The 25,983-nt window shown below is 46.1% G+C and carries 20 protein-coding genes; 10 read left to right on the top strand and 10 right to left on the bottom strand.

Annotated features, from left to right (window positions below; all coding sequences use genetic code 11):
- Nucleotides 1-144: 144 nt before the first annotated feature.
- The 4 genes from Q1V85_RS05495 to Q1V85_RS05510 form a co-directional block, all read right to left on the bottom strand.
- Nucleotides 145-1,605, bottom strand: coding sequence for an FGGY-family carbohydrate kinase (locus Q1V85_RS05495; RefSeq protein ID WP_300598257.1), 1,461 nt, complete (start codon nt 1,603-1,605; stop codon nt 145-147).
- The gene (locus Q1V85_RS05500; protein ID WP_300598259.1) at nt 1,606-3,051 is read right to left on the bottom strand and encodes an FGGY family carbohydrate kinase; all 1,446 of its coding nucleotides are present in this window, start codon (nt 3,049-3,051) and stop codon (nt 1,606-1,608) included.
- Nucleotides 3,052-3,053: 2 nt separating this feature from the next.
- Nucleotides 3,054-4,034 carry a 2-hydroxyacid dehydrogenase gene (locus Q1V85_RS05505; RefSeq protein WP_300598261.1) on the bottom strand — a complete coding sequence of 327 codons (981 nt, stop codon included), beginning with the start codon at nt 4,032-4,034 and terminating at the stop codon, nt 3,054-3,056.
- Between the two features lie 83 nt (nt 4,035-4,117).
- Nucleotides 4,118-5,398: an MFS transporter gene (locus Q1V85_RS05510; RefSeq protein ID WP_300598263.1), complete on the bottom strand. Its 1,281-nt coding sequence runs from the start codon at nt 5,396-5,398 to the stop codon at nt 4,118-4,120.
- Nucleotides 5,399-5,546: 148 nt separating this feature from the next.
- Between Q1V85_RS05510 and Q1V85_RS05515 the strand changes: the two genes are divergently transcribed.
- The gene (locus tag Q1V85_RS05515; RefSeq protein WP_300598265.1) at nt 5,547-6,311 is read left to right on the top strand and encodes a DeoR/GlpR family DNA-binding transcription regulator; all 765 of its coding nucleotides are present in this window, start codon (nt 5,547-5,549) and stop codon (nt 6,309-6,311) included.
- Between the two features lie 171 nt (nt 6,312-6,482).
- Here the strand turns inward: Q1V85_RS05515 and acs are convergent, their stop codons facing one another.
- Nucleotides 6,483-8,429: an acetate--CoA ligase gene (gene acs, locus Q1V85_RS05520; protein ID WP_300598267.1), complete on the bottom strand. Its 1,947-nt coding sequence runs from the start codon at nt 8,427-8,429 to the stop codon at nt 6,483-6,485.
- A gap of 152 nt (nt 8,430-8,581) precedes the next feature.
- On the opposite strand from acs, the gene Q1V85_RS05525 reads away from it, so the two are divergent.
- The 5 genes from Q1V85_RS05525 (at nt 8,582) to Q1V85_RS05545 (ending at nt 13,767) form a co-directional block, all read left to right on the top strand.
- Complete coding sequence (locus Q1V85_RS05525) at nt 8,582-10,105, top strand: MFS transporter (RefSeq protein ID WP_300598269.1); 1,524 nt, start codon at nt 8,582-8,584, stop codon at nt 10,103-10,105.
- A 299-nt stretch (nt 10,106-10,404) separates the two neighbouring features.
- Complete coding sequence (locus Q1V85_RS05530; protein ID WP_300598271.1) at nt 10,405-10,641, top strand: DUF6814 family protein; 237 nt, start codon at nt 10,405-10,407, stop codon at nt 10,639-10,641.
- 247 nt (nt 10,642-10,888) lie between these two features.
- Nucleotides 10,889-11,245 (top strand): hypothetical protein, encoded by a 357-nt coding sequence (locus tag Q1V85_RS05535; protein ID WP_300598272.1) that lies wholly within the window; start codon nt 10,889-10,891, stop codon nt 11,243-11,245.
- A gap of 154 nt (nt 11,246-11,399) precedes the next feature.
- A complete protein-coding gene (locus Q1V85_RS05540) occupies nt 11,400-13,088 on the top strand; it encodes a SulP family inorganic anion transporter (RefSeq protein ID WP_300598274.1) in 1,689 nt (562 codons plus the stop codon).
- A gap of 37 nt (nt 13,089-13,125) precedes the next feature.
- Nucleotides 13,126-13,767 carry a carbonic anhydrase gene (locus Q1V85_RS05545; protein WP_300598276.1) on the top strand — a complete coding sequence of 214 codons (642 nt, stop codon included), beginning with the start codon at nt 13,126-13,128 and terminating at the stop codon, nt 13,765-13,767.
- Between the two features lie 133 nt (nt 13,768-13,900).
- Here the strand turns inward: Q1V85_RS05545 and Q1V85_RS05550 are convergent, their stop codons facing one another.
- Both Q1V85_RS05550 and Q1V85_RS05555 read right to left on the bottom strand, forming a co-directional pair.
- A complete protein-coding gene (locus tag Q1V85_RS05550) occupies nt 13,901-15,343 on the bottom strand; it encodes an ATP-binding protein (protein ID WP_300598278.1) in 1,443 nt (480 codons plus the stop codon).
- A 241-nt stretch (nt 15,344-15,584) separates the two neighbouring features.
- On the bottom strand, nt 15,585-17,855 hold the full coding sequence (locus tag Q1V85_RS05555) for an aconitate hydratase (RefSeq protein WP_300598280.1): 2,271 nt from the start codon (nt 17,853-17,855) through the stop codon (nt 15,585-15,587).
- Between the two features lie 415 nt (nt 17,856-18,270).
- Here Q1V85_RS05555 and Q1V85_RS05560 point away from each other — a divergent pair, with 415 nt between their 5' ends.
- Entirely contained in the window at nt 18,271-18,492 is a 222-nt protein-coding gene (locus Q1V85_RS05560) for a PspC domain-containing protein (RefSeq protein WP_090393376.1), read from the top strand.
- Between the two features lie 43 nt (nt 18,493-18,535).
- On the opposite strand, the gene Q1V85_RS05565 is transcribed toward Q1V85_RS05560, so the two are convergent.
- Nucleotides 18,536-19,840, bottom strand: coding sequence for a HAMP domain-containing sensor histidine kinase (locus tag Q1V85_RS05565; protein WP_300598283.1), 1,305 nt, complete (start codon nt 19,838-19,840; stop codon nt 18,536-18,538).
- Between the two features lie 246 nt (nt 19,841-20,086).
- Here Q1V85_RS05565 and Q1V85_RS05570 point away from each other — a divergent pair, with 246 nt between their 5' ends.
- From Q1V85_RS05570 to Q1V85_RS05580, 3 genes are read left to right on the top strand one after another with little or no spacing between them, the layout of a single operon-like run.
- On the top strand, nt 20,087-20,632 hold the full coding sequence (locus tag Q1V85_RS05570; RefSeq protein ID WP_300598285.1) for a sigma-70 family RNA polymerase sigma factor: 546 nt from the start codon (nt 20,087-20,089) through the stop codon (nt 20,630-20,632).
- Nucleotides 20,625-21,341 carry an anti-sigma factor gene (locus Q1V85_RS05575; protein WP_300598287.1) on the top strand — a complete coding sequence of 239 codons (717 nt, stop codon included), beginning with the start codon at nt 20,625-20,627 and terminating at the stop codon, nt 21,339-21,341. The genes Q1V85_RS05570 and Q1V85_RS05575 overlap by 8 nt, the downstream gene beginning before the upstream one ends.
- Nucleotides 21,316-22,218, top strand: a complete 903-nt coding sequence (locus tag Q1V85_RS05580; RefSeq protein WP_300598289.1) for a hypothetical protein — start codon at nt 21,316-21,318, stop codon at nt 22,216-22,218. The genes Q1V85_RS05575 and Q1V85_RS05580 overlap by 26 nt, the downstream gene beginning before the upstream one ends.
- Before the next feature lie 115 nt (nt 22,219-22,333).
- Here the strand turns inward: Q1V85_RS05580 and Q1V85_RS05585 are convergent, their stop codons facing one another.
- Entirely contained in the window at nt 22,334-22,984 is a 651-nt protein-coding gene (locus Q1V85_RS05585; RefSeq protein WP_300598291.1) for a response regulator transcription factor, read from the bottom strand.
- Entirely contained in the window at nt 22,981-25,923 is a 2,943-nt protein-coding gene (locus Q1V85_RS05590) for a two-component regulator propeller domain-containing protein (RefSeq protein WP_300598293.1), read from the bottom strand. Before Q1V85_RS05590 ends, Q1V85_RS05585 begins: the two co-directional genes overlap by 4 nt.
- Nucleotides 25,924-25,983: the final 60 nt, after the last annotated feature.

Raw genomic sequence — 25,983 nt, forward strand, 5'->3', positions numbered from 1 at the left:
TTTTCTTTAATGGATATCAGTAACCGCATCAGCAAGCTCATAAACAACACCAGGTAATTTTTAAATGTGCCCGGGATCCTTACTTCTTAATAACCTGAACCAGTTGTCCGCAATCGCAAATATCTTTGCTTATGCCACCAACCGTTACGCGCTTTCCTGATCTGCATTATTGATAAATCCCCGCTCCCGCATCGTGTTTAAAAACTGGTGATACTGATCCTCATACTGCTGTTTCAATGCAGCCTGTGGCGTCACCCATTTTTCAGCCTGCGTCAGTGCAGCCGTTGCCTCCGTAATATCATTGAAGCCGGTATTGGATGCAGCAACAATGGCCGCCCCTACAGCGCCCGATACATATTTCATTTTGCATACGGGCTTCTGTAAGATATCACTGCGGATCTGCAACCAGCTATCGCTGTTGCTGGCCCCTCCGGCGGTATAAATGGCTTCTACTCCTTCGCCTGAAAGCGATTGAATCAGCTCATAAGCATAGCGCTCTGCAAAAGCCACGCCCTCCATATTAGCCGTATACAATACATCCTGCGATACATTTTCCGGACCAAACCCTTCTGCTTCCGGTGCTGTAAACGGGAATCGCTCGCCCTTCTGCAGCAGCGGATAGGCGATCTGTCCGGTTGGAGTTAAAGCAGCCGCAGCAGCATTGTAACGCTCCAGGTCTTCCTTAAATCCGGCCGAAACCCAGTCGGCACCAATGTTTCCGGCACCTCCGGGCATCCAGTAGCCCGCAGGATGCCGGTGATTATAAAGCCGGCTCAACGGATCTTTTATTTCCTTTACCGATACGCCTTTTATCACAAGTGTGGTACCGATGGTCGTATTCCACTGCCCGGGCTTCATTGCACCCGATGCCACCTGTGAGGCACAGCCGTCTGTGATGCCCGTAGTAACTGCCACATTATCGGGAAGGCGCCATCCACGCGCAAGGTCTGTATTTAGCCTTCCGATAACGGTTCCCGAAGGTTGCACATCCTGCAGCCATTCTTTTTTTATACCCAGTGTATTACTGATGTAATCGGGCCATTGCAGCATGGACAGGTCATACCCGGATTTGAGTACATTGGTATAGTCCGTAATATTCCATACGCCACACAGGTTGCCGGTAATAAAATCTGCCGCGTGGATCCATTGAAAAATATGCGCTGCCTTTTCCGGAAAGGTTTCAGCAAACCAAACCATCTTGGCTAACCCAGTCGAAGTGCTGAAGCCGGTAAACCCATGTACCTCGTGCGCCTTTGCTGCGGCTGTACATTTTTTTGCCTGAATGCCAGAGCGCTGATCGCTATACATGATTGCGGGGTGCAGCGGGCGATATGCTTTGTCCATGGGAATTACCGTTCCGGATGTAGAATCAACGGCTATGGCGCGTACCGCGGCCCGCTGTTCCGCAGATAGCTGGCTAAGGGCCTTATCCAGGCACGACCTGCAGATCGCCCACCATTCATCCGGATCCTGTTCCATGCGCATCTGCTGCGATAAAACAAACCCCTGCTCCGCACTCGCCACAATGGTTCCTTCCCTATCCAGCACCACCACGCGCAATCCCTGCGTACCCAGATCAATCCCTATAAAATATGCACGCTCCATTTAAAATATCTGCTTTAATAATTCCCGGTGTTCTTTCCAGCTATTGTAAAAATGTGCATGCTGTGTTGCCGCTGCCGGTTGTACCTGTTCATACAACTCCGTTTGCTTTGCTGCAATGCCCAATGCCGTATTACAAATCATCATGCCCCCCACAACTGAAGCGTGGCGGTAATTACCGCGGATGCGGATCTCTTTGCCGGTAAGATCGGCGATAAACTGCCGAAGCATCTTGCTCTCCATTCCCCCACCGCAGGTCCAGATATAACCCTGCTCATTTGGTGTAACGGAAACCAGGGTCTTATAATTTTCAAAAATACTGCAGGCGATATCCCACAACGTAGCCCAAACCATTCCGGCCCTCGAAAGTTCATGATTCACCGGTGTATTAAAAATAAACCCACCTTTGATCAGGGGCTTTTTTTCGTCGGCCACCAGTGATCCCAAAGAGGCCACACATTGAAAATCGGTAACCGATCGCAATTCTTCTTCAATCACATCATACCCTTCATTGGGATAAAATATTTTTTTCAGCCGCTGGTAGTTCAACCCGGTAACACCTGCATTGGCTTCTACCATATAGCTGCCGGCATCAATATACCGGCCGGTCCAGGTTCGTTGCTGTTCATCGAGGTCGTAGGAGGCGGACAGCTTTATGATCGGCGTTGTGGTACCGGAAACGATCACCGTGTCTCCTGCGTGCGCGTGGGTACTCAGTACCGCCAGTTGTGTATCGGCACCACCCACGATCACCTTTGCATCCGGATCGATAGACAGGGCTTCTGCAAGGGGTTGCCGGATGGTTCCCAGCACCGTGCCGGAGCGGGTCAGCGGCGGCAGCAATGAAAGCGGAAATGAAAACAATTCGCATAATGATGCCGACCAGGTTTGCTGCTCCACATCATATAGCAGGGTCTCTGAGGCCTGTGAATGTTCATAGTGCTCTACTCCGCAAAACATATATTCGATCCAGTCGCTGATACTGAGAAAGGTATCCAGCCGCTGCCACCATTCTTTTCTGCCCTCCCGTAAGCCAACCAGTTTAAATGCAGAAAACAACGAAGTAGGATAACGTCCTGCCAGTCGATATACCTGTTCCTTATCGCTAATAATCGATTCCCATTCCCTGCCGCGATGATCGATATTGGGCATTCCCACAACCGGTGTGCCCGCAGGATCCAATACCACGATCCCCTCCCGCTGACTGGTTGCAGTAATGGCCAGCACCCGTACCGAACCGGCTTGCTTCAGTGCGGTGGTCGTTAACTCCAGGATCTGATCCCATAATGCCTGCGGATCAAAATAAATGGAATCTGCATACCGCGTATCCCGTATATAGGGAATGTCTTCGCGGGCTACTCCTAAAACGGCGCCATCAACGGAAATAACCGCCGCGCGCAGGTTTCCGGTGCCGAAATCGATGATAAGATGTGCGTTTGTTAAAGCCATGATTACTGATTGGATAAATGTAATGATTTGGCCGGCTGATTCTTTGCCCAGCTCAATAATTTTTCATTAAGGATCGTAACATGATGATCTTCCACTTCATCGGTTGCTCCTGCAGTATGCGGCGTAGCCAGCACATTTGGATGATCGATCAGCCGGTAATCAATCGCATCCGGAGGTTCATGATCAAATACATCCAGGATAGCGCCGCGGATCCTGTTATCTTCCACGGCCGCCAGCAATGCGTAGCGGTCTACCACACTGGCCCGGGCCGTATTGATAAAGATAGCGTCCGGCTTCATTTTATCAATGAGCTCTTTGCCGATCATGCCAATGGTAGAAGGATTTACCGGCAAATGAATGGAAACGATATCGCAGGTTTCAAAAATAGCTTCAAGACTTGTTTTTTCATACACCAGGCCGGGAGCATCCTGGTAAGGATCATAAAATTTTATCGAACAGGGAAAAGCCTGTACCAATGTGGCAATGCGCTGTCCTACTGCACCAAACCCCACCATACCAATGGTTTTGCCCGCCAGCTCATTTCCTTTAAACTGCAAATAAGATGCATGTGCTCCTTTTTGCCAGTTCCGCTGTTTTAACCATTCCATCGCCGGTAGTGTCTTCCGTAAAAATGTAATCACATTGGCCACAAATAATTCCGCTACCGCCTGCGCATTCCTGGCCGGGGTATGTAAAACTTCAATACCCAGTTCGGCAGCGGCCTTTACGGCTACATTGGAGGGCGTTCCCCGGCATACCCCGATGAACTTCAGCTGCGGATGCTTGCGGATCACGTCTTCTGTAACTTCATCGTGTTCTGTAATCAACGCGTCTGCCGCTGTTTCATCCAATAGCTGGTTCAGTTCAGCAGCATTAAAAGCGCGGCCGTTCTCCTTCCAAACCTTATACACAACCTTTCCGAGGCAGGATTCCAGTTCCCGGCGCCCGGCCTCGTTATAGGGCGCTGTAATTAAAATTGTCATATATCAATTTAGTTCTTTATTAAATCATTGATGTGCCTCCGCGTGAAACCGAAAGGCGCACTGTTTTTACTGTGCTTGTTTACCTAAACTTCAGATAATTTCGTTTCCAATGCCGGATCGGGGATTTGCTGCGCATCCTTTTCAGGCAGGGTTATAAACTTTGTAAGAAGCGCGCTGATAAAATACAGGATCGCCAGGATCCAGATCACACCGGCGTTTCCGGCCGGCCCGATGAAGAGCCGCACGATCAGCGGGCCTGCAAATACCGACAGACCTGCCCCAAGGTTCAGAAATGCCATAGCTGCACCTTTCCCTTTTGGCACCAGTGAAGGAACAAGTGCCGACAGCGGTACATAACCCGCCAGCAATGCTCCCCACAATACACCACAGAGCAATACCATTGAGAAACTGCCATTAAATAACTGGGGAGAATAATAGAACAGCAAGGTGGTGATGCCACAGCCCACTCCTCCAAAAAGAGAAATGGTCCTGCGCCATCCAAGCCGGTCGCCCACAAATCCGAATATGAGGTTAAAAATAATATTGGCTGTAAAAATGGTGCCCCAGATCTTTAACCAGTCGGCAGTAGTAAAACCATACTTTTCAAAATAGATCGGCATAAATACAGGAAATGCAAACTGGGCCGTTGTATTAATAGTACGTACAATACCACCTAAAAACACCTTGGGCTCATTGACAGCGATCTTAATGCTTTCCGACAATTCGCGGAGTTTGTCCTGTGTACCTGTTTTCCGGATCCGGTCCCGGTTAATTAATAATGCAAATAAGGCGCCCAGACTCACCCAGAAAAGCGAGGTCCATAAGGTATTAATATGTCCCAGCCGGTTAATGGCCCAGCTGGAGTAATAAGCCCCAAACACATTGAGGCCGCCGGTAAATACAAACCAGAACCATCCAACAGCGGTGCCCAGTTTGTTTTGCGGTGTGCGGTAGGTAATCCATACCAGAAACGTGTAAGCAAACAGCGGATAACCAAATCCGCGGATGGCATAGGTAAGCAGCATCATACTAAAATCCAAGTCTTTGAGCCCTAATCCCACAAACCCAAAGGTACCTGCCACAAAAAGTAAAAACCCCGTCCACATGGCTTTGCGTACCCCCATTCCTTCGGCCAGGATCCCCGATAAAAAGGAGGAAATGGCCACGGTTAAACCATATACGCTGAACAAGGTTGCCGACTGTTCAATTGTCAGCCCACGGTCATGGATCAGATAAGGACTCAGCCAGCCCTGCTCTACACCATCGCCCATCATAAAGATAAGGATACCCAGGTACCCCCATACCAGGTTGGGGGGAAGCCCCATTTTTCCGATGAAATTCGTTTCACCTTTCGTTTGATTCATATAGCAATAATTTGAAACGAATTTAAATAAAATAAAACACAATTAAACTAAATTAAATCAAAAAAAATTAAGAAGTTAAATAAAACATCAACGAAAACGTTTTATATACACTTCTTTTTCATTTCTTTGCATTACAGAATCCTTGGATATGAAGAATATTACGGAACGACACGAGTTTATCCTCAATAAACTCAAAAAAGAGGGGAAAGTGAGCATTTTAGACCTGGCTGAAGAAATTCATATATCCAGTGTAACGATCCGGAAGGATCTGAAAATGCTGGAAGATAAAAACCTGCTATTCCGCACCAAGGGCGGAGGATCGCTTTCGAATCCTTACGCCATAGACAAACCGATCAATGAAAAAGAGCAGATCAACGCGGACGCCAAAAGACGGATCGCCAAGGCGGCCCTGCCGCTGATCGGGCAAACCGATTCCATTATGATCGGTTCCGGCTCCACAGTTTTTGAACTGGCCCGGGTGTTATACCCCGATCACAAAATGACCGCCATTACCCCGGCCCTGAAGGTTGGACTGGAATTGAATAACCGGCCGAATATTGAAGTATTGCAGCTGGGCGGCCTGATCCGCCCGAATTCTTCATCGGTGGCGGGTACCCAGGCGTTGCAGGTACTGGAAGAGATTTCCTGCGATCTTTTATTCCTGGGTGTGGATGGCATTGACCTGGAGCATGGTGTTTCCATCTCCAATATTTCGGAGGCCTCGTTAAACCGGAAAATGATCGAAGTTTCGCAGCGCCTGATCCTGCTTGCCGACAGTTCTAAATTCAACCGGCGTGGATTGGGCAAGATCTGCAACCTGGACCAGGTTGAATATATTGTTACCGACAAAAAGATCTCCGAAAAAATACTATTCTCCCTGCAGGAAAAAGGAATTAAGGTAGTGCTGGCCTGATCCGCTATCCTCGTTTTTGCAATTTTGGAAGCGTCCTGAAACGGTCGTTAAGGATGCCGTTTATCCAAAACGTACTGTACAGCAACTATTGTATTCATGGCGTTACATAAAACGGGGCTGTTTCTGCATTATTGCAAAAACAGCCCCGGAAAAAAATCGGGAGCCCTGGCATTAAAGCCGTCCATCCCGGATCTCGTCTACAATAGCCGGATCCAGTAATGTGGTTGTATCCCCCAGGTTAGTTAGTTCGCCTTCTGCTACTTTGCGCAAAATGCGCCGCATGATCTTGCCACTTCTTGTTTTCGGAAGTCCGCTCACAAACTGGATCTTATCCGGTTTTGCAATGGGTCCGATGATGCGGCTTACCGTAGCCAGAATATCTTTTCTTGTAAGATCATCTTCCTCTTTATGCCGTTTTTCATCCAGCACCACATAGGCATATACTCCTTGTCCTTTTACCTCATGCGGATAGCCAACCACTGCGCTTTCGATCACATTCGCATGCATATTGATCGCATTCTCTACCTCCGCGGTTCCTAAACGGTGTCCGCTTACATTCAGCACATCATCCACACGACCAGTGATTTTATAATTGCCCTGCTCATCTTTCCAGGCGCCATCTCCTGTAAAATACAGGTCTTTATACGTACTGAAATAGGTTTGCCGGCAACGCTCATGATCTCCATAAGTGGTTCTTAAAATGCCTGGCCAGGGAGCCCGCATACATAAATTGCCGCTCATTACTTCATCGGTAAACTCTGTAATTTCTTCGCCTTTTTCATCTACCAGCAACGGTTGTACCCCAGGCAGCGGTAAGGTAGCCCAGCTGGGCCGCGCCGGCGTAACGCCTGCCAGGTTGGAGATGAGGATGCCCCCGGTTTCGGTTTGCCACCAGGTATCTACAATCGGACATTTCTTTTTACCAATATGCTCATCATACCAATGCCAGGCTTCTTCATTGATGGGTTCACCAACGGTACCCAATACTTTCAGCGAAGAAAGATCTTTATCCTTTAACGGATCTAAACCATAACTCATCAGCGACCGGATGGCCGTAGGCGCCGTATATAAGATATTCACCTTGTGTTTATCTACAATTTCCCAGAACCTTCCGGCATCCGGCCAGGTAGGTATCCCTTCAAACATCAGACTGGTAGCTCCGGATAATAACGGACCATATGCAATGTAGCTATGCCCGGTGATCCAACCAATATCGGCGGTACAAAAGAAAATATCCTTTGGCTGATACTGGAACACATTTACAAACGTGTACGTTGTCCAAAGCATATAACCGGCGCAGGTATGTACTACCCCTTTGGGTTTACCGGTACTTCCGGAGGTATACAGGATAAACAGCGGATCTTCCGCATCCATCTCTTCCGCCGGTATGGCCAGCACTTCATCATTCATGGTTTCGATCACATCCTCTACTTCGTCGCGCCACCACACATCCCGCCCTTTGATCATACTTACCGGGGTACGGGTACGGGTATGTACAATTACCCGTTTTACCACTTTATTACCGATAAGCGCATCATCAATAATGGCTTTTAACGGAATATCCTTTGCGCCTCTGTACGCGCCGTCACAGGTAATAATGTACTCTGCTCCTGCATCATCCAAACGGTCAGCAATGCTTTGTGCAGAAAATCCACCGAAAATTACAGAATGAATGGCTCCGATCCGTGCGCAGGCCTGTACAGCAATCACCAGCTCGGGAATCATTCCCATGTAGATACAAACCCGGTCGCCTTTCTTTACCCCGTTATTACGCAATACCTGGGCAAATTCGCATACCTTACGATGCAATACTTTATAAGTAAGCGTCCGTACTTTTTCATTTGGATCGTTGGGCTCCCAGATGATCGCCGGCGTGTCGCCCGATGTTTTCAGATGACGGTCGAGGCAGTTCTCGGTAATATTCAGCTTTGCTCCTTCAAACCATTTGATCCTTGGCTCTGCAAAGTTCCAATCCAATACGCGGCTGCTGAACGGCTGTTTCTTTTTCCATTCAAAAGTATCGGCCACTTCCGACCAAAACCCCTGGGGATCCTCCACACTTCTTTTATATGCTTCCTGGTATTCTTCAATCGTCTTTATCTGAAATGAATATGACATAACTTAAAACGTTTTTTTTCGGGCAATAAAAATAGGCAATAAAAATTATTCAAATTTATTAATATTTTATTGAAAGAAATATTATCTTGACAGCTGTTACCGGTAGCGTTACCGAACGATTGTATTTATTTTATTGCACAAAACAAAATTACATGAAACAAATGAGTGAAGCCAGCGTGCTTCGTAAAGTCATTGGTGCTTCATCATTGGGCACCATGATCGAATGGTATGACTTTTACATCTTCGGCATGCTGGCCAAAACCATTTCTACAGAATTTTTTCCGGAGGGCAACAGTACGGCCGCCTTATTGAGCACCCTGGCCATTTTTGCTGCAGGCTTTATTGTACGGCCCTTTGGTGCATTATTTTTCGGGCGGCTGGGCGATCTCCTGGGAAGAAAGTCTACCTTCCTGCTGACACTTGTTTTAATGGGCGGTTCTACCTTCCTCATCGGGCTGGTTCCCGGGTATCAAAGCATCGGCATAGCAGCCCCCCTGCTGGTGCTGCTGTTACGTTTATTGCAGGGTCTGGCGCTGGGTGGTGAATATGGTGGTGCGGCCACCTATGTAGCAGAACATGCACCACCCGGCAAACGGGGCTTTTATACCAGCTGGATCCAGACAACCGCTACGTTGGGTTTATTCCTGGCGCTGGGCGTAATCATGATTGTAAAGATGAACATGAGTGATCACCGTTTTAATGCAGAATGGGGCGGATGGCGTTATCCGTTCTGGTTCTCCATTATACTGGTGGTGGTATCGGTTTATATCCGGCTGAAGATGGAAGAATCGCCCTTGTTTGCCCGTTTGAAAAGCGAAGGCAAAGTGGCCAAGAATCCATTAAAGGAAAGCTTCCGGAAAAAGGCTAATTTTAAAATGGTTCTGCTGGCTTTGTTTGGAGCTGCCATGGGACAGGGCGTGATCTGGTATACCGGGCAGTTTTATGCGCAAAGCTTCCTGGAAACCAAAGTGGCGCTTAATTTTGAGCAAAGCCGTTCCATTTTGCTTTGGGCGATACTGCTGGCAACGCCGTTCTTTATTGTTTTCGGATGGCTGAGTGATAAGATCGGCCGCAAATGGATCATGCTGGCAGGAATGCTGCTGGGCATTCTTACTTACCGCCCGATCTTCAGCACCTTGCTGGAGGATGCTGTTCCTGACCAATGGAACACGGAGATCAGCAACAGCCAGGTGAACAAGGAATCGAAGCTGTTGGCTAATAGTTCAGACTCGCTGGTGCAAACCATAACCCATATTGAATTATCCAATGGTGCCAAATATGCAAAGGAACAAACAGATACACTGCGTGTGGCTACCGGAATGATCTCGGAAGGCAAGCCGCTGATCAAGGATAAAGTATTGCCAAGGCCTGTTTACTGGAAATTTGTGGGCCTGGTATTTTTGCTGATCTTATATGTAACAATGGTATACGGTCCTATTGCAGCATTCCTTGTAGAATTGTTCCCGGTGCATATCCGGTACACTTCTATGTCGCTGCCCTATCATATCGGTAACGGAGTATTTGGAGGCCTGGTTCCTTTTATCGGGGTTTTGCTGCAAACGACGTTTACCACAGATCCCCTGGTAGGACTTTGGTATCCCATCGGGATCGCTGCATTAAGTTTTGTGATCGGGATGGTATATCTGTCTAATAAGAGCGCCCCTGCACTGGAGTAAACAGTCGCTTTATGGAAGAGCTGTTATTTTGGGCGATACGACTGCCGGAGCGGGAAACCCGGGGAAAGGCACGGCTTTTATGTTGAGCGGTTCGGATATCGGGTTTTTTATTTTTATCCCTACCTGTCAGATAAAAACAAGAACCGGAAAATCCATCGAGGCAATCGGTGTAACTCCCGATATCATTTTAACTTCAAAAGACTGGCTCAAAGAGACTTTAAACTTCATCAAACCGGGAAATGCAAAACGCATAAAAAAACAAACAACTTAAAATCATTATTTTTTATTAAAAAGTTTTTATGAACACAATAAAAAAATCACTGGGTATCGTTTGGTTGTTACTGGGCCCTGCCGTTATTTACTTCCTGTTTACAGGTGCTCTGCATAATATTGATCCGCACGGAAAAAAGGATATTAATAACCCGGTGATCTGGGTGATTATCATCACGATCTTTTTGCCAATTGCTATCGGACTGATGATCTTTGGCTGGTATGCACTCAAAGGCGAATATTCGAAGAATGCCGGAGATCAATAGATCAGATCGCATATGCGACCGGCACATGCCACAAACGCATACGGATAACAGCGTTGCACCATTTCTCCAAAAGTGGCATGATAAAAACGGGATCATTCGAAGCCTTAGATAAAATGAATTACAGTCTGTTGCATGGCTGGCTTACGCTATTAACATTCAGCAAATTAGCCATACCTTTTCGTTAAAGAATTGTAATATTCACCGGTTTTCTTGTCTGAAAAAAGGCAATCAATTACCTTTGCATCACATGATATCCGGCTTACTATACAATAAAATAATATCCAGGGCCCTGGCAGTGATGCTGGGCGTTGCGTTATTGTGGCTTACCATAAGCCTTCCTTTTGTATATGAAGCTAAACTTCATCTGACCGAAAAAACCGAAACCAAGGGTAAGAGCCAGGGAAACCCCATGGCCGGAACCACCGAGGAAAAAGTACCGGGCAACCCAACCGTAACCATTACGGAAGAGTACCTGCATCATGGTACATATGATTTTTCCCTGGCTGAATTTCAAAAAGACATTGCTTACCTGCACGCGCATGAACGCACGTATATTGCGTTCCATGCGGAATTACACGCGCCCCCTCCCAACAAACAAGCCTAGGCATTTGGACTCCGGTGTTTTTCCGGGGAACTGATCTGTGCTGCAATCACCAGTTGATTCCGGCAGGTCTTTCTGTACATCATCTTTCCGATCTCCTGTTGCCTGCTATCGCAATAGCATTAGCATGCCGGGTTATTTCCTTAATGATAATTTTATGCATACAAATTCAAAATCAAAAAATATATTTTCCAGCCTGGCTTCCGATATTCCTTCATCCGTTGTTGTATTCCTGGTGGCATTACCCCTTTGTTTGGGTGTTGCCTTAGCCTCGAATGCACCCCTGTTCAGCGGAATCATCGCCGGTGTTTGCGGTGGAATTATTGTAGGTATTTTAAGCGGCTCGCAGCTCAGTGTAAGCGGCCCCGCCGCCGGGCTTACGGCTATTGTTGCATCTGCTATCATCACGCTTCAGTCGTTTGAAGCCTTCCTGGTAGTAGTAGTGTTAGCAGGTATTATGCAGGTGATCCTTGGTTTTGTAAAAGCCGGTATCATTGGCGATTATATCCCCAATGGTGTCATCAAAGGGATGTTGGCTGCAATTGGTCTGATCCTTATTATCAACCAGGTTCCGCAGCTGCTGGGCGATAAATCTGCACTGCCCGCCAATGATGAAGAGTCCATTGCCACTACCGGGAATATTTTTGTTAACTTCTTCAAAGCCTTTGCGCATATTACACCGGCAGCATTGTTAATCGGCGGTATCTGCCTGGCATTTCATTTTATATGGGAGAAGCTGGTGGCAGGTAAAAAGGGCCTTCTTAAGCTGATTCCGGCGCCGTTACTGATTGTTTTTATTGGCGTGGGATTAAATGCATTATTTGCCAGTACCGGACTCATGCCGGCCTTAACCGAAAGTTACCTTGTAAGTATTCCTATGGCAGGATCTGCCAGGGAGTTTGTGTCGTTCTTTACAAGTCCCGACTGGAGCGCATTGTGGAATTCGCAGGTTTGGATGCTGGCGCTTACCATTGCGCTGGTGGCCAGCCTGGAAAGCCTGCTAAGCCTGGAAGCCATTGATGATATGGATCCGTACCAGCGTGCCAGTCCTACCAACCGGGAGCTAAAAGCCCAGGGCATCGGTAATATCCTTTCGGGGCTTATTGGCGGTATCCCGGTTACAAGCGTCATTGTACGCTCATCGGCAAACGTGAACTCCGGGGCCAAAACAAAAATGTCGACCATTTTACACGGTCTGTTGCTTCTGGGTTCGGTGGCGTTCATCCCGTTCCTGCTCAACATGATCCCCAAAACAGCCCTGGCGGCCATCCTGATTTTTACCGGGTACAAACTGGCAAAGCCCACGTTGTTTAAGTTATATTATAAAAAAGGATGGGACCAGTTTTTGCCCTTTGTGATCACGATTATCGCCATCCTGGCTACGGATTTGCTGAAGGGCGTTATTGTTGGTATTGGCGTTGGACTGTTCTTTGCTTTCCGCTCCAATTTCAGAAAGGCGGTATTTGTCGTAAAGGATGATACCAGGTATCTTTTCCGTCTCCGGAAAGATGTTTCCTTTCTGAACAAGGCCATTATCAAGCAAAACCTGGAGAAGGTACCCGATGGAGCCAAGGTGATTATTGATGCCATGCGCGCCGATTATATTGATAAGGACATTGTGGAAGTAATTGAAGATTTTATCATTCATGCACCGCTAAAAAATATTGATGTGCAACTGGAAACCAGCGGTTTTATCGATCATGGCTTTTCCTATAAAATACTGGCAAACGACAATAAGGATGGGCATTTAAGGAGAACGTATACAAAAGTGATCACCAGTACAAAACCGGATCCGGTACCGGAAACAACGCCGGAATTGGCTAACTTAGCATCTCAACCTCAGTAATTTTAAATAAAAAGACATTTCAAAAGATATATCAATTATGAATTCATACGAAAAATTATTACAGAATAATAAAGACTGGGCTGCCGCAAAACTAGAGATTGATCCACATTTTTTTGATAGCCTGGCGGAAACGCAGAAACCGGAGTTCCTGTGGATTGGTTGCAGCGACAGCCGGGTACCGGCAAATGAAGTAACCGGAACCACATCCGGCGAAATTTTTGTACACCGGAATATTGCCAACCTGGTGGTACATACCGATATAAACCTGATCAGCGTTTTAGAATACGCCGTGGCACACCTGAAAGTGAAGCACGTAATTGTGTGCGGACATTACGGATGCGGTGGCGTGAAAGCGGCCATGGGCAACGGTGATTTTCACCAGGTGCTGAATATGTGGCTGCGGGTGATCAAGGATGTTTATTACAAGCATAAAGAAGAGCTCAATGAGATCTCCGATGAAACAGCAAGGGCCAATCGCCTGGTAGAGCTGAACGTAAAAGAGCAGGTAGAAAAACTGGCGAAGACTTCGATCATTCAAAAAGCCTGGCAGGAGCGTCAGGCCCCGATGTTGCACGGCTGGGTTTATGGATTGGCCGACGGGCAGTTACATTCCCTGCACACGATCACACCGGGCAGCAACCCGGTAGATCCCATCTACGTATACGAAAATCTGCAGTAACACTGCCCCCATCCTTATTTGGCCCCGCAGGATTGCGGGGCTTTTTTGTTGACGCTGGTTTAATCGAAAGGACTCCTTCCCTCAAATATTTCAAAACCCATCACTGCGCTTAAGGCAGCCGTATAAACGTCTCTTACAAAAACAACGCATCCATTGTTACTTCCGCCACCACTCTACCAGTCGTATGTATATTTTGCGCCACTCCATAAGTCGTAATCAATGTAAGAAACAGGGTTTTCTTTGTGCGGGTGATCCGGCGGAAGGCATTCATTTTATGATCCAGTTCCCCCGCATAGGTTTTATTGACCACAAATACATCTTCGGAAAATTTCATTTCACAAATATTAATACAATGATCCTGCCGGTCAATCAGCAGATCGATTTGTGCGCCTTTCTCTGCGCTTCCTTTTGGAGGCTGATACCGCCACCCCGATTCTTCCGTAAACACGCCCTCAATGCCCAACGCTTTTTTGATAGGTACAATGTGCCTCAGGCAAACCGCTTCAAAAGCAAACCCACACCAGCTTTTATAGGATGGTGTATGTATTTTTCTTAGCCAGGATCCCATACCGGTTGCTTTTGCGCCTTCAATAAATTTCAGGTAAAACATGGAATATTCGTCTGAAAGTTTATAGATGCTTTCATTGGCATTTTTCCCAAACGGCACATAGGGTGTAATAAAGCCAGACTCTTCCAGTTCGCGCAGCAGTTTGCTGGTAGTTCCGCCACTTGTAAAACGGCATACCTCAATGATCTCATCACGGCTGAGCCCCTTTCCTTTCTGCGCTAATGCCCGTACCACTTTTTCGTGTTGCTGCGCATTTACAAACAACGATTGATACAGGTTGGCAAATTCATTGCGCAGCAATCCTTCTTTGGCAAAACAAAGCCGGTCGATGAGCTGGGCGGCACTTTCTCCCGGAAGGATCGATTGAAGATAGTAGGGCACGCCGCCTACAGCCATATAAAGCTGAAGCAGCTGGTATGGATCCAGGCTGGCCTTTAAATGAGACAGGTAGGCGCGGGTTTCTCCCAATGTAAACGGAAGCAACCGGATCTTTTGTGTAACCCGGTTATGCAACCCGCCTTTATTGTTGATGATCTTATCAATCATCCAGGAGGCCGCCGATCCGCAGATGATCACCTTTACGTTCCGCCGCTTTGTTGCACTGCTGTTCCACCAGTGATCGAATGCCTGCAGAAAATTGGAGCGGGGCGTATGGATCCAGGGAAACTCATCAAAAAAAAGAACCACCGGCCCCTTCTTCTTAAGCGGATCCAGCAGGTATTGATCCAGGTAAGTAAATGCCTGTATCCAGCTATCGGGGGCAGCCAGCGGAGCCTGACTGGCCATGGCTTTTCCCAAAGCATTACTGAAATTCTTTAATTGATCTGTTAAGGTTGCATCGTGGATACCCGACATCTCGAATACCGTTTCTTTTTTGAGCAATGTACGGATCAGGTATGTTTTTCCCACTCTCCGGCGGCCATAAACCGCAATCAGCTCCGGCCTGCGGGAAGTAAGCAGGCGATTGAGCATTTTCTGCTCTTCTGTTCTACCTATGATAACATCCATGGTTCAGCTTTTAAACCAGATAAAGTTATTCAAATTCCGGATCATTATAAAATATATAATCAGCCAAAATTGATAAAATAATCATATTTTGGACAAATATAAAATATATAACCAGCCAAAATATTAGGTAAAAGGACGTATTTGGACAAGTATAGAATATGCCGGCATTCCTAAATGCTTCAAAAAAAAAGCCTGTAAGGCATTGATTACCTTACAGGCTGTACAAAATTTATGCAACAGATTATTTCCTGTTAGCGAATTCTCTCCGGATAATATTCAAAGCTGCTCCTGCTTTAAACCACTCAATCTGCTGTGCATTATAAGAATGATTTACAGTGATGGTGTCGGATGAACCATCTTTATGATGCAAGACCAGTGTAAGCGGAGTGTTGGGTGCAAATGTTGTAAGCCCCAGGATATCGATGGTATCATCTTCCTGGATCTTATCATAATCATCCTTATTGGCAAAGGTCAGTGCCAGCATACCCTGCTTTTTCAGGTTGGTTTCGTGGATCCGTGCGAAGGATTTTACCAATACGGCACGGGCGCCCAAATGACGGGGTTCCATAGCCGCATGTTCCCGGCTGCTTCCTTCTCCATAATTCTCATCTCCCACGATCAGGGTTCCGATACCAGCCGCTTTGTAGGCCCGCTGTGTAGCAGGCACCGGTCCATATGCTTCTGTTAACTGGTTCTTTACATTATCGGTTTTATCGTTAAAATAGTTAACCGCACCAATTAAAAGGTTATTGGAGATATTATCCAGGTGGCCACGGAATTTCAACCAGGGACCGGCCATTGAAATATGATCGGTGGTACATTTACCTTTTGCTTTGATCAGCAGTTTCAGACCTTTCAGATCCGTACCTTCCCATGCCGGGAATGGATCCAGCAACTGAAGGCGTTTGCTATCCGGTGCTACTTTTACTTCTACACCGGAACCATCTGCAGCAGGAGCCTGGTAACCCGGATCATCTACTGCAAAACCTTTTGCCGGCAATTCTTCACCACTTGGAGGATCCAGTTTTACGGTTTCTCCTTTTTCATTCACCAGGGTATCTGTAATCGGGTTAAATGTAAGATCGCCCGCAATAGCCAATGCGGTTACCAGCTCAGGCGATGCAACAAATGCATAGGTATTGGGGTTACCATCTGCGCGTTTGGCAAAGTTCCGGTTGAACGAATGTACGATGGTATTCTTTTCCTGTTTGTCGGCACCTAAACGGTTCCACATACCAATACAGGGACCGCAGGCATTTGCAAATACGGTAGCTCCGATACTGGCAAAAGTATCCAGGAATCCATCCCGCTCAATGGTGTAACGCACCTGTTCTGACCCGGGGGTAATTGTAAATTCAGCCTTTGTTTTCAGTCCTTTTTCATTCACCTGTTTTGCAAGCGATACGGCACGGCTGATATCTTCATAGGAAGAGTTGGTACAGCTTCCGATTAAACCTACTTCCACTTTTGTAGGCCATTCGTTTGCAGCAGCAGCTTCCTTCATTTTTGAAATAGGCGTTGCCAGATCCGGGGTAAATGGTCCGTTCAAATGTGGTTCCAGCTCATCCAGGTTAATTTCAATTACCTGGTCGAAATATTGCTCAGGATTTGCATACACTTCCGGATCAGCCGTCAGTTGTTCTTTAACAGCATCTGCAGCACTTGCCACATCTTCCCGTCCGGTTGCTTTCAGATAACGGCTCATGCTGTCATCATAGGCAAAGGTGGATGTGGTAGCCCCGATCTCAGCACCCATATTACAAATGGTACCTTTTCCGGTACAGCTTAACGCCTGTGCTCCTTCTCCAAAATATTCCACGATACAACCGGTACCGCCTTTTACAGTCAGGATTCCGGCAACCTTCAAAATCACATCCTTTGGCGCTGCCCATCCGTTCAATTTCCCGGTAAGTTTTACGCCGATCAGTTTAGGCATTTTCAGCTCCCAGGGAAGGCCCGACATTACATCGCAGGCATCTGCCCCACCTACACCAATCGCAATCATTCCCAATCCACCTGCATTTACCGTATGGCTATCTGTTCCGATCATCATCCCGCCAGGAAACGCATAATTTTCCAATACCACCTGGTGAATGATACCGGCACCTGGTTTCCAGAAACCGATCCCGTATTTATTAGAAACCGAAGCCAGAAAATCAAACACTTCACTGCTGTCTTGCCTGGCTATGGCCAGATCCTGCGCAGCACCGGTTTGCGCCATAATGAGGTGATCGCAATGTACAGTAGAAGGTACTGCTACTTTATCACGACCAGCCTGCATAAACTGCAGCAGGGCCATTTGCGCTGTTGCATCCTGCATCGCCACCCTGTCCGGAGCAAAATCCACATAATCTACCCCACGCTGATAAGCTCTTTGTGCAGATGTGGTTAAGTGTGCATACAGTACTTTTTCGGTAAAGGTCAAAGGCTTGTTCACGAGTTTACGCGCCTCAGCTACTTTTCCTTCAAATTCGGCGTAAACCTTCTTTATCAGGTCAATATCAAATGCCATAAAAAAATCATTTAATTGGATGTGAATGAATTGCCGCGAATTTACAAAATTCTGACGGTTTTACCGACTAAAATCATTTGATCCAGCAGATATTTCAAACGTTGCAGCCTGTATTCCAATAACTAAAGGCGCCTCCCGTTTCTCCTCATTGAACCCTCTTTCTAAACGATCCCGGTCTGCATTTATAACAAGAGGATCGCCAAAAATCCATGGAGTAATACCGTTATATTCTTCAAAAGTCTTTTTAAACCCAATAGATAACGCTCCATATTAACGCCGCCAAAATCTTCATAACAAATTAATTATCAGTGTTTTTAGACAAAATATTGCATACTGTAGCAATATCTGCTTTTAAAACATACAGAATTCGTAAAGAATAAATATTTTTGCAGTATCTATTTTTATAGTACTAACTATGAACCGTCTGAAAAGTTTTGTTGAATGGAACGCGTTTGGCGTTTGTTCTTCCATCGGGAACCGGATGAATATTTCCCCCAGCCGTATCCGCCAGTACTTTATCTATACATCCGTTTTAACAATGGGATCGCCGATCCTGATCTATATGATCCTGGCGTTCTTCAAAAATGTAAAAAACTATATTCATTCGTCAAAAAGAAATCCCTGGTATTATTTGTAAAAAACCAGACAGGCCTGGTATCATCCGCTGCTGATTAATCCGATCAGCCCATGGTTCCTTTTGGCAACCGTACCGTAAAACGGGTACCCTTACCCGGAGTGCTTTCTACATCGATCACGCCTTTATTCTGACGAACAAATTCACTGCAAAGGACCAGCCCTACTCCGGCACCCCGTTCTCCAACCGTACCATAGGCCGGTTCCTGCGGGCCATAAAACATTTTTTTCAGCCGCTCGCTATCCATACCTATGCCATGATCTGTAATGCTGATGGCCACCTGGTCTCCGTGTTCTTCAGCAGTCATGTTGATCGTTCCGCCGGAAAAACTAAATTTAACCGCATTGCTAAATAAATTACGCAGCACCACAGAAACCTGGTCCCGGTCTGCATACAAAACAGTGCCGGGAGCAATATGACTATCCGTCTGGATCTTTTTCTGCTGCAGCACCGGCTCAAAAAAGCGCGTTATTTCTTCCAGCAATGGCGATAGCAAAAAGTTTCCGGGAGTCATCTGTATACCTTGCATACCACGTGCGCTCCAGCGCAGCAGGTTATCGAGCGTGCCACTCAGCTGCGAAACCCGGTCATGAAGCACTGCCGTAGCCGCTTCCATTTCCTCCCCGTTAAGCAACCCGCTCCGGAACTGCTCCAGCAATGCGTCCAGTGTTACAACCGGGCTGCGGATATCGTGCGCTACCACAGAAAACAACCGCTCTTTATCCCGGTTCATGACGGTTAACGCTTGTCGCTGGCCTTCAATTTCCTGTTCATAATCGGACTGTATGGATTTAAAAAAGAACAGGGCCAGCACCACAAAAAGCAGGGCAATAACAACGTTGCTCCAAATGCGGGCTTCGGGCACGGGGGAGCCAAAAACAGGTGGTTGGGGAAAAAACAGGATCAGAAGATGCGCAGCAATAATCAGCAGGCTTAGCCCGATCACCACCCGGCGGTTATCGTTAACCAAAACGGCAATAATCAGTATATTCAGTAAAAAATATTGCGCACCGTTATGAAAAAACATGCCGGTGAACGTATATACCAGCAGGTTCACTCCAATCAGCACCATCCTTGCTCCCAGGTACATTCGCCAGCGGTGCATGATAAATACCATCACAGCCGACAGGGCATTTACCAGGTTGAGTCCGGCTAAAACGTACCGTTCCTGTATAAAATTGACCACCGCATAGAAAAACATAAAGGGGATACAGGGCAGCGCCAACAAATTCAATAGCTTGGTCCGCCTGGATTCAACATAAGGCATAGCCGGCGAAATTCCAACGTTAACGATACTATTCCAAACCCAGTTTACATACTTCAGCAATAATTGTTTCGTTCTTTTGGCCATATATTGAACAAAGATAAATCAATGCCCTCTATCTGTTCATTCCGGCATCCGGTAAGCCGCCTGAGCTTTGCGGCCAATGCATCACATACTACCGTTCTTTAATAGCAAACCGCAGCTCAGATAGCTCAACCGGTTAAATATCAGCATATTGACGACTGTTTTAAAAAATGTCCGGTTCTATGTGTAACATTTTAAAACTTTTTGCTATTATTAGGTAAAGGGTAAATTACTTCATTGGACCAAATCATGGAAATAGCGAGAGATGAGCAGGTTGAACTTTGCAAAAAGGGAGACAATAACGCTTATTTCAGCATCTATGAACGGTATGCCAAACCCATGCTAAACAGCAGTATGCGGATCCTGAACAATATCGCTGACGCAGAGGATATGGTGCAGGAGGCATTTATTGACGCGTTCAACAACCTGGAGTCCTTTACTTATAAAAGCTCATTTGAGGCCTGGCTGCGAAGAATTGTTATTAACAAGTCCATCAGCCTGCTCCGGAAACGGAAGATTGTATGGACCGACATTGACATTTCCGGTGCCGCAGCTACTGATGAACCGGGAGGTACAAATGAGGAACAATTTGAATTTGATATACAACGGGTAAAAGCAGCAATCCGTACGCTCCCCGAAAATTACCGGGTCATTTTTAATTTGTTTGTTATCGATGAATTGAAGCAGGATGAGATCGCTTCACTTCTTAATATTTCTCATAATAATGTCCGTACAATTTATCACCGCGCAAAGAAAAAAGTGCTGGACATATTAAATGCGAGTGATCATGGATAATCGGTTAGAAAACTTTATTCAAAAGAACAAGGCCGCCTTTGACGACCAGGAACCCTCTGCGGCTCTCTGGAAGCGTCTGGAAAAAAAAATGCAGGAACCGGATATTCAACCGGCGCGGACCAATGCCAAGGTGGTTAAGATTAATTGGTGGAAATGGGCCGCAGCCGCCATGATCGTAATCACCGCAGGCGTTTTAAGCAAGCCTTACTGGAGGTCCGGCACTGCGGATGCGCCTTCCACACCATTGGCTTACAGCGATTCCGGTAGCCGGTATAATGGTTCCGGCGACAGCAACAAAAATATGGGCAGTGGCAGTACCGGCACCTATGACGACCGGCAAACCCAGCACAACCCGGGCAAAGATGACTTAACGAAAGACCCGCAGCGCCCAAAAGATCAACCAGCAGGCAATGAAGTAAAAGAAGAGCTTTATCATTATGCCCGTCTGATCGAGATCAAGCAAAAAGAAATTGCAACATTAAAAAATAATTATCCGGAGCTATTTGAACAGTTTTCAAAAGATCTTACCACGCTCAACAACTCCTATGCAACACTCAAACATAAGTACGACGAGGGCCTCAACAGTGAACAATTGCTTACGGCAATGATTGAGAACCTGAAGTTGCAAACCGAATTGTTGAATCGCCAGCTGGAGATCACCAAAAAACTTAAACAACAAAAAGATGAACCGACGTATAAAAATATTTAGCCTGTTTTTGCTGCTTTTGGTGGTATGCAGCAGCAGCCGGGCCGAAAACGGCGAATGGGATGCGGAAAAAAGAAAATCGATTTCGCGCTCATATCCCCTAACCGACCGTTCCAAGGTTTCTATTAAAAATTCATTCGGAAATGTAAACGTTTCTAACTGGAACAAAAATGAGGTTAAAGTAGATATAACAATTACCGTGAAAGCTACCAGCGAACAGGCTGCTGCCGCCATAATGGACGCCATATCGATCGAGGAAAGCGGAGGAGCCAATGTTTCTTTTGAAACAAAGCATCGTTCCAGGAATAACGAAGGCCGCAACAAAAGTTCGTCCATGCAGATTGATTACGTGGTTTACCTGCCCGCTACCACGAACCTGAAGGTCACGAACTCATTTGGCAATACGTATATTCCCGACCGTACCGGCAACACAGAGCTTTCCCAGGCCTACGGAAACCTTACCACGGGCAATCTTATTAATACCGACCGGCTGTCTGTAGACTTTGGGAAACTGATATCAAAAGAACTTGAGAATACAAAAGTGTCTGTAAAGTTCTCCCAGGTCGAAATCGGTAAACTATCCGGTAATTTCGATGGCAATTTCCAGTTTTGTACCAAACCGCTTATTGTGCTTACGCCTGCCGTGCAGCATGTACGCATTGACACAAAATACTCAGACCTTACGCTTATGCTGCCCAAGAGCCTTGATATCAATGTAGATATTGTTACCAATTTTGGCCGCGTAACCAATAACAGTGATCTAAAGTTAAACGACAATAACGGAGAAAAGCATACCCAAACCAGGTATTCAACGTCATCTTCCCGTACGGACCGCAAAATCTCTATCAGGAGTGAGTTTGGGAAGATTCACCTTAAATAGGAGGGCGTTTTTATTGATCCCGCAACACGGAAACGGGCAAGAAAAAAGGCCATTTGATGATGGCCCCGGGTGTAGTAAAAGTTAAATAAAGGTATTTTCCATTATCCGGTTATTCTCATTTAAGATGTTTATAATAAAATGATATTGCTTCTCCCAGGGAAGCCACATGCAGTTTTTCGTAAATTCTCCTGGTGTAGGTTCCAACGGTGTTAAATGTGATCTGCAGCTTTTCTGCGATCATTTTATAGCTTAGCCCGTCTGCCAGCAGCTGCAATACCTCAGCTTCCCGATCGCTTAATGAGGAAGCAACTACCGGCGGTTTAAAATAATCCAGCACCTTTAGCGCAATGCCCGGGTTCATTACCGCTCCGCCTTCATGCACATCATGAATTGCTTGCAGTAATTTTTGAGAAGAATCGTTTTTCAATACGTATCCGCTGGCGCCGTTTCGGATACTGGTAAAAATCTTCTCGCTGTCGTCAAAGACCGTCTGCATCAGCACTTTGATCCCAGGGCGCGTTGTTTTGATTGTTTTCAAGCCCTCAAGTCCATTTACCTCCGGCATATTGATATCCATCAGTACTACATCAGGCTGGGTGTTGTCCATGTCTGCAACGGCATCTTTACAATTCTCTGCCTCACCAACATACTCCAGATCGTCTGTTAGTTGAATCAGGTTCTTGAGACTGTCTCTCCTGGCTATATTGTCGTCATATATAAAAACCCTGATCGGCATTGTTCCGGCAAAGATAGCCGAGTTCGTCATACGCCTTTGTCACGAATATTCGTGACAGGAATTTCCACGTTTATTTTGGTTCCTTTCTGAGGGAAACTGGCGATCTGAAAAACGCCCCCCAGTTCTTCGGTTCTTTTTTTCATATTCCGTAACCCGTTCCCGGTTGGCTTTGCATCTTCCTGAAAGCCAACCCCATTATCTACAACCTCGATCCGAAGCAAATCATTTTTGGCATAAATGCGGATGGACACCTGGGTTGCCTTGCTGTATTTTACAATATTATTGACCGCTTCCTTCATTATGAGCACCACATTCTTCCGGGCGGTGATATGCTGCACAAGATCATTAATCTCGGGGGCAATATAAATCTGATAATGAATTTCCCGGCTTCCCAGAACCTCGCTCACAAAATTTTTGATCCGGCTGTCCACTGTCAGCATATTTTGCTTGTCGGTTCGCATACTCCAGATAATATCACCGATATCTTCCAGGATCTTTGATGAGTTAACGGAGATCTGTTCCAGCAGGTACTTTGTTTTTGAAACATCCCGCTCCATCATATTCGCCGCTACATCACTATATACCTTCAGGCTGCTTAGGGTAGAACCAATGTCATCATGCAGGTCTTCCGTAATACGGTTGCGTTCCATATCGATCCGCTTCTTTTGTGCATATTTTCTTTTCTGCCCTACTGTTTTTAACCGGTTTACGCCCAAAAAAACAACCCCGGTTACCAGCGAGGCAATCACCACTATAAACCAGGCGCTCCGGTAAAAAGGTGCCCGTATATTAAAATATAAGGTAAGTACATGATGGCTCATCAGCCCGTTAATGTTTACGGCCCTTACCTTCAGCGTGTGTTTCCCCGGTTCCAGGCTCAGGTTCAAAGTATTACCTACAATTTCCGGCATCGAAGAATCGCCGTTAAGCGCATACACAAAATGGTCAAAGTACCCGGAAAGATTGACGCCGGAAAAGGTAAGGGTAATCGTTCGGTCACCGCTGGATAACTCATAGGATGTTGCAACCGGCAATTGCCGCTGGTTCACTTTAACATCTGTAAGATATGTTTTTATATCAAACCGGGGGATACTGATATTTGCCGGGATGATAGCAATCCCGCTTTCTGCGGCTAAGTAAATAGAGTCATTTCTGTAGGCGATATCAGTGATCACATTGTTTGAAATTCCATCTTCATGATTTAAATTCGTGATGGTATAGTTGAACCGCCCATGATCCAGGTTGTAATTAATATAAGCCGCCCCACGCCGGGTAGTGGTCCATAACAGCCCTGGCTTATCGGTTTCCTGAAGCCTTACCACCGAAAAGTTTAAAAAACGGGGATCGGATACCTGGTATACAATCTGCGTGTCTTTTAAAACAAAGACGCCGTTGTTGATGGTTGAAACCCAGATCAGACCATCCGGTGTTGCTGCCGTAGACAAAATCCGGGCGCCTTTCAGCGGTGTATTGCGTCCTATTTCTAATGATGTATTTAACGTATAATCGTACCTGAAAAATCCCTGCGTGGTTCCAAGATAAATGTATTCACCCTGCGCCGCCAGATTTGAAACGCGCAGCGGGGGTATATTCAACCGGGTAGCACGTTCCGTTTTGGTATTAATCTTATAGAGCCCTCCTTTGGGATCTACCCCGGAAACAATAATAATACTATCATTATAAATCATTCCCTTCTTCAATTGCCGGATCGTTTCAGACGTTTCCAGCTTAACAAGGCGTTTATAATCTACAAAACATCCCCATTCCGATAAAACAAAGACTTTGTCTTGTGATTTCAGAATCCCTAAAATACGGGTGGTATTGCCCTTTGCATTGATCGTCCTGATACGTACTTCCCCATTCCGCGGCCTTTCGATAATCTCTCCATAATTATTACCGCCATAGACGGTTCCTTCCGAATCTACACAAACCGATCTGAAATTATTTCTTGTTGGAGGATCCGGCAGGGGCCGGAGAATATTTAAGGCATTTTTTCTAAAAAGGAGCAGGCCTTTATCCATGGTAGAGACCCATATATCCCCATTCTTATCCCTGAAAGACGAGTTGGCAAAAAAGTTACCAGAGATCTTGAACTTCAGCGAATCCGTTACGTAATCAAACACATAAATGGCTCCCTTGGCGGTGGATACATTTATTTCATTTCCGTTTTCCCGGATCATTAATGGATTTTCATTAATCTCTTTTTCAACCACTTTGAGCGCCTTTCCGTGGTCTGTTTTTTGCGCTATATATATCTTTTCGGTACCCCTCAGTACATACAACTTGCTTTTGAGTAAGACACTGATGTCATAAAAACGCATCTTCTCTTTTCTTTCAAATAAGCGCACACTATCCAGGCTGCCGTTACCTTTTAAGTAAGCATAGTATTCCTGATTATTTCCACCAATCCCCGCATACATCCAATAGGGTTTACCATCCTGAAAGAACCGGAAAGCCGTCCGGCCATCAGAACGCACCAGTTTTCTATTTTTAAATTCCAGCTCACCGCCCGTATTAGAAAATACGACACCGCCGTCATCCAGGCGTCTGCTCCATAGCACAAGCCGCACAAAATCCTTATGAATATTTACATTTTTCAGCGGATCAACAAACCGGTCGGTAGCCTCATCATAGTAACAGGGGCCCTGTTTAAAGGTATTAATCCAGATGGTTCCGTCTTTTTCCTTGAGCACTTCCAGCACATCCATATCCGGTACCCCATCCAGCATGGCATACCGTTTAAAATATTTGCCGTCAAAACGACAGACGCCATTATCGGTGGCTACCCATAAAAAACCTTTATCGTCCTCCGTACAGGAATAAACCAGGTTGCTGGCCAACCCATCGTTTATAGTAAATGCCCTGGCCAGTCTTAGATTTTGAGAAACAACGGGTGTTGCAACCAGGCAAATCAGCAATAAAAAAGACAAGGCCCTAACATAACAGTTATGATTTTTCACCATCCTCATAGCGGCCTTCCTGATTTAAATTGAATCGGCATGATCAAACAAAAATATACATTTTTAATA

Source organism: Niabella sp. (assembly GCF_030150205.1).
GTDB lineage: Bacteria > Bacteroidota > Bacteroidia > Chitinophagales > Chitinophagaceae > Niabella.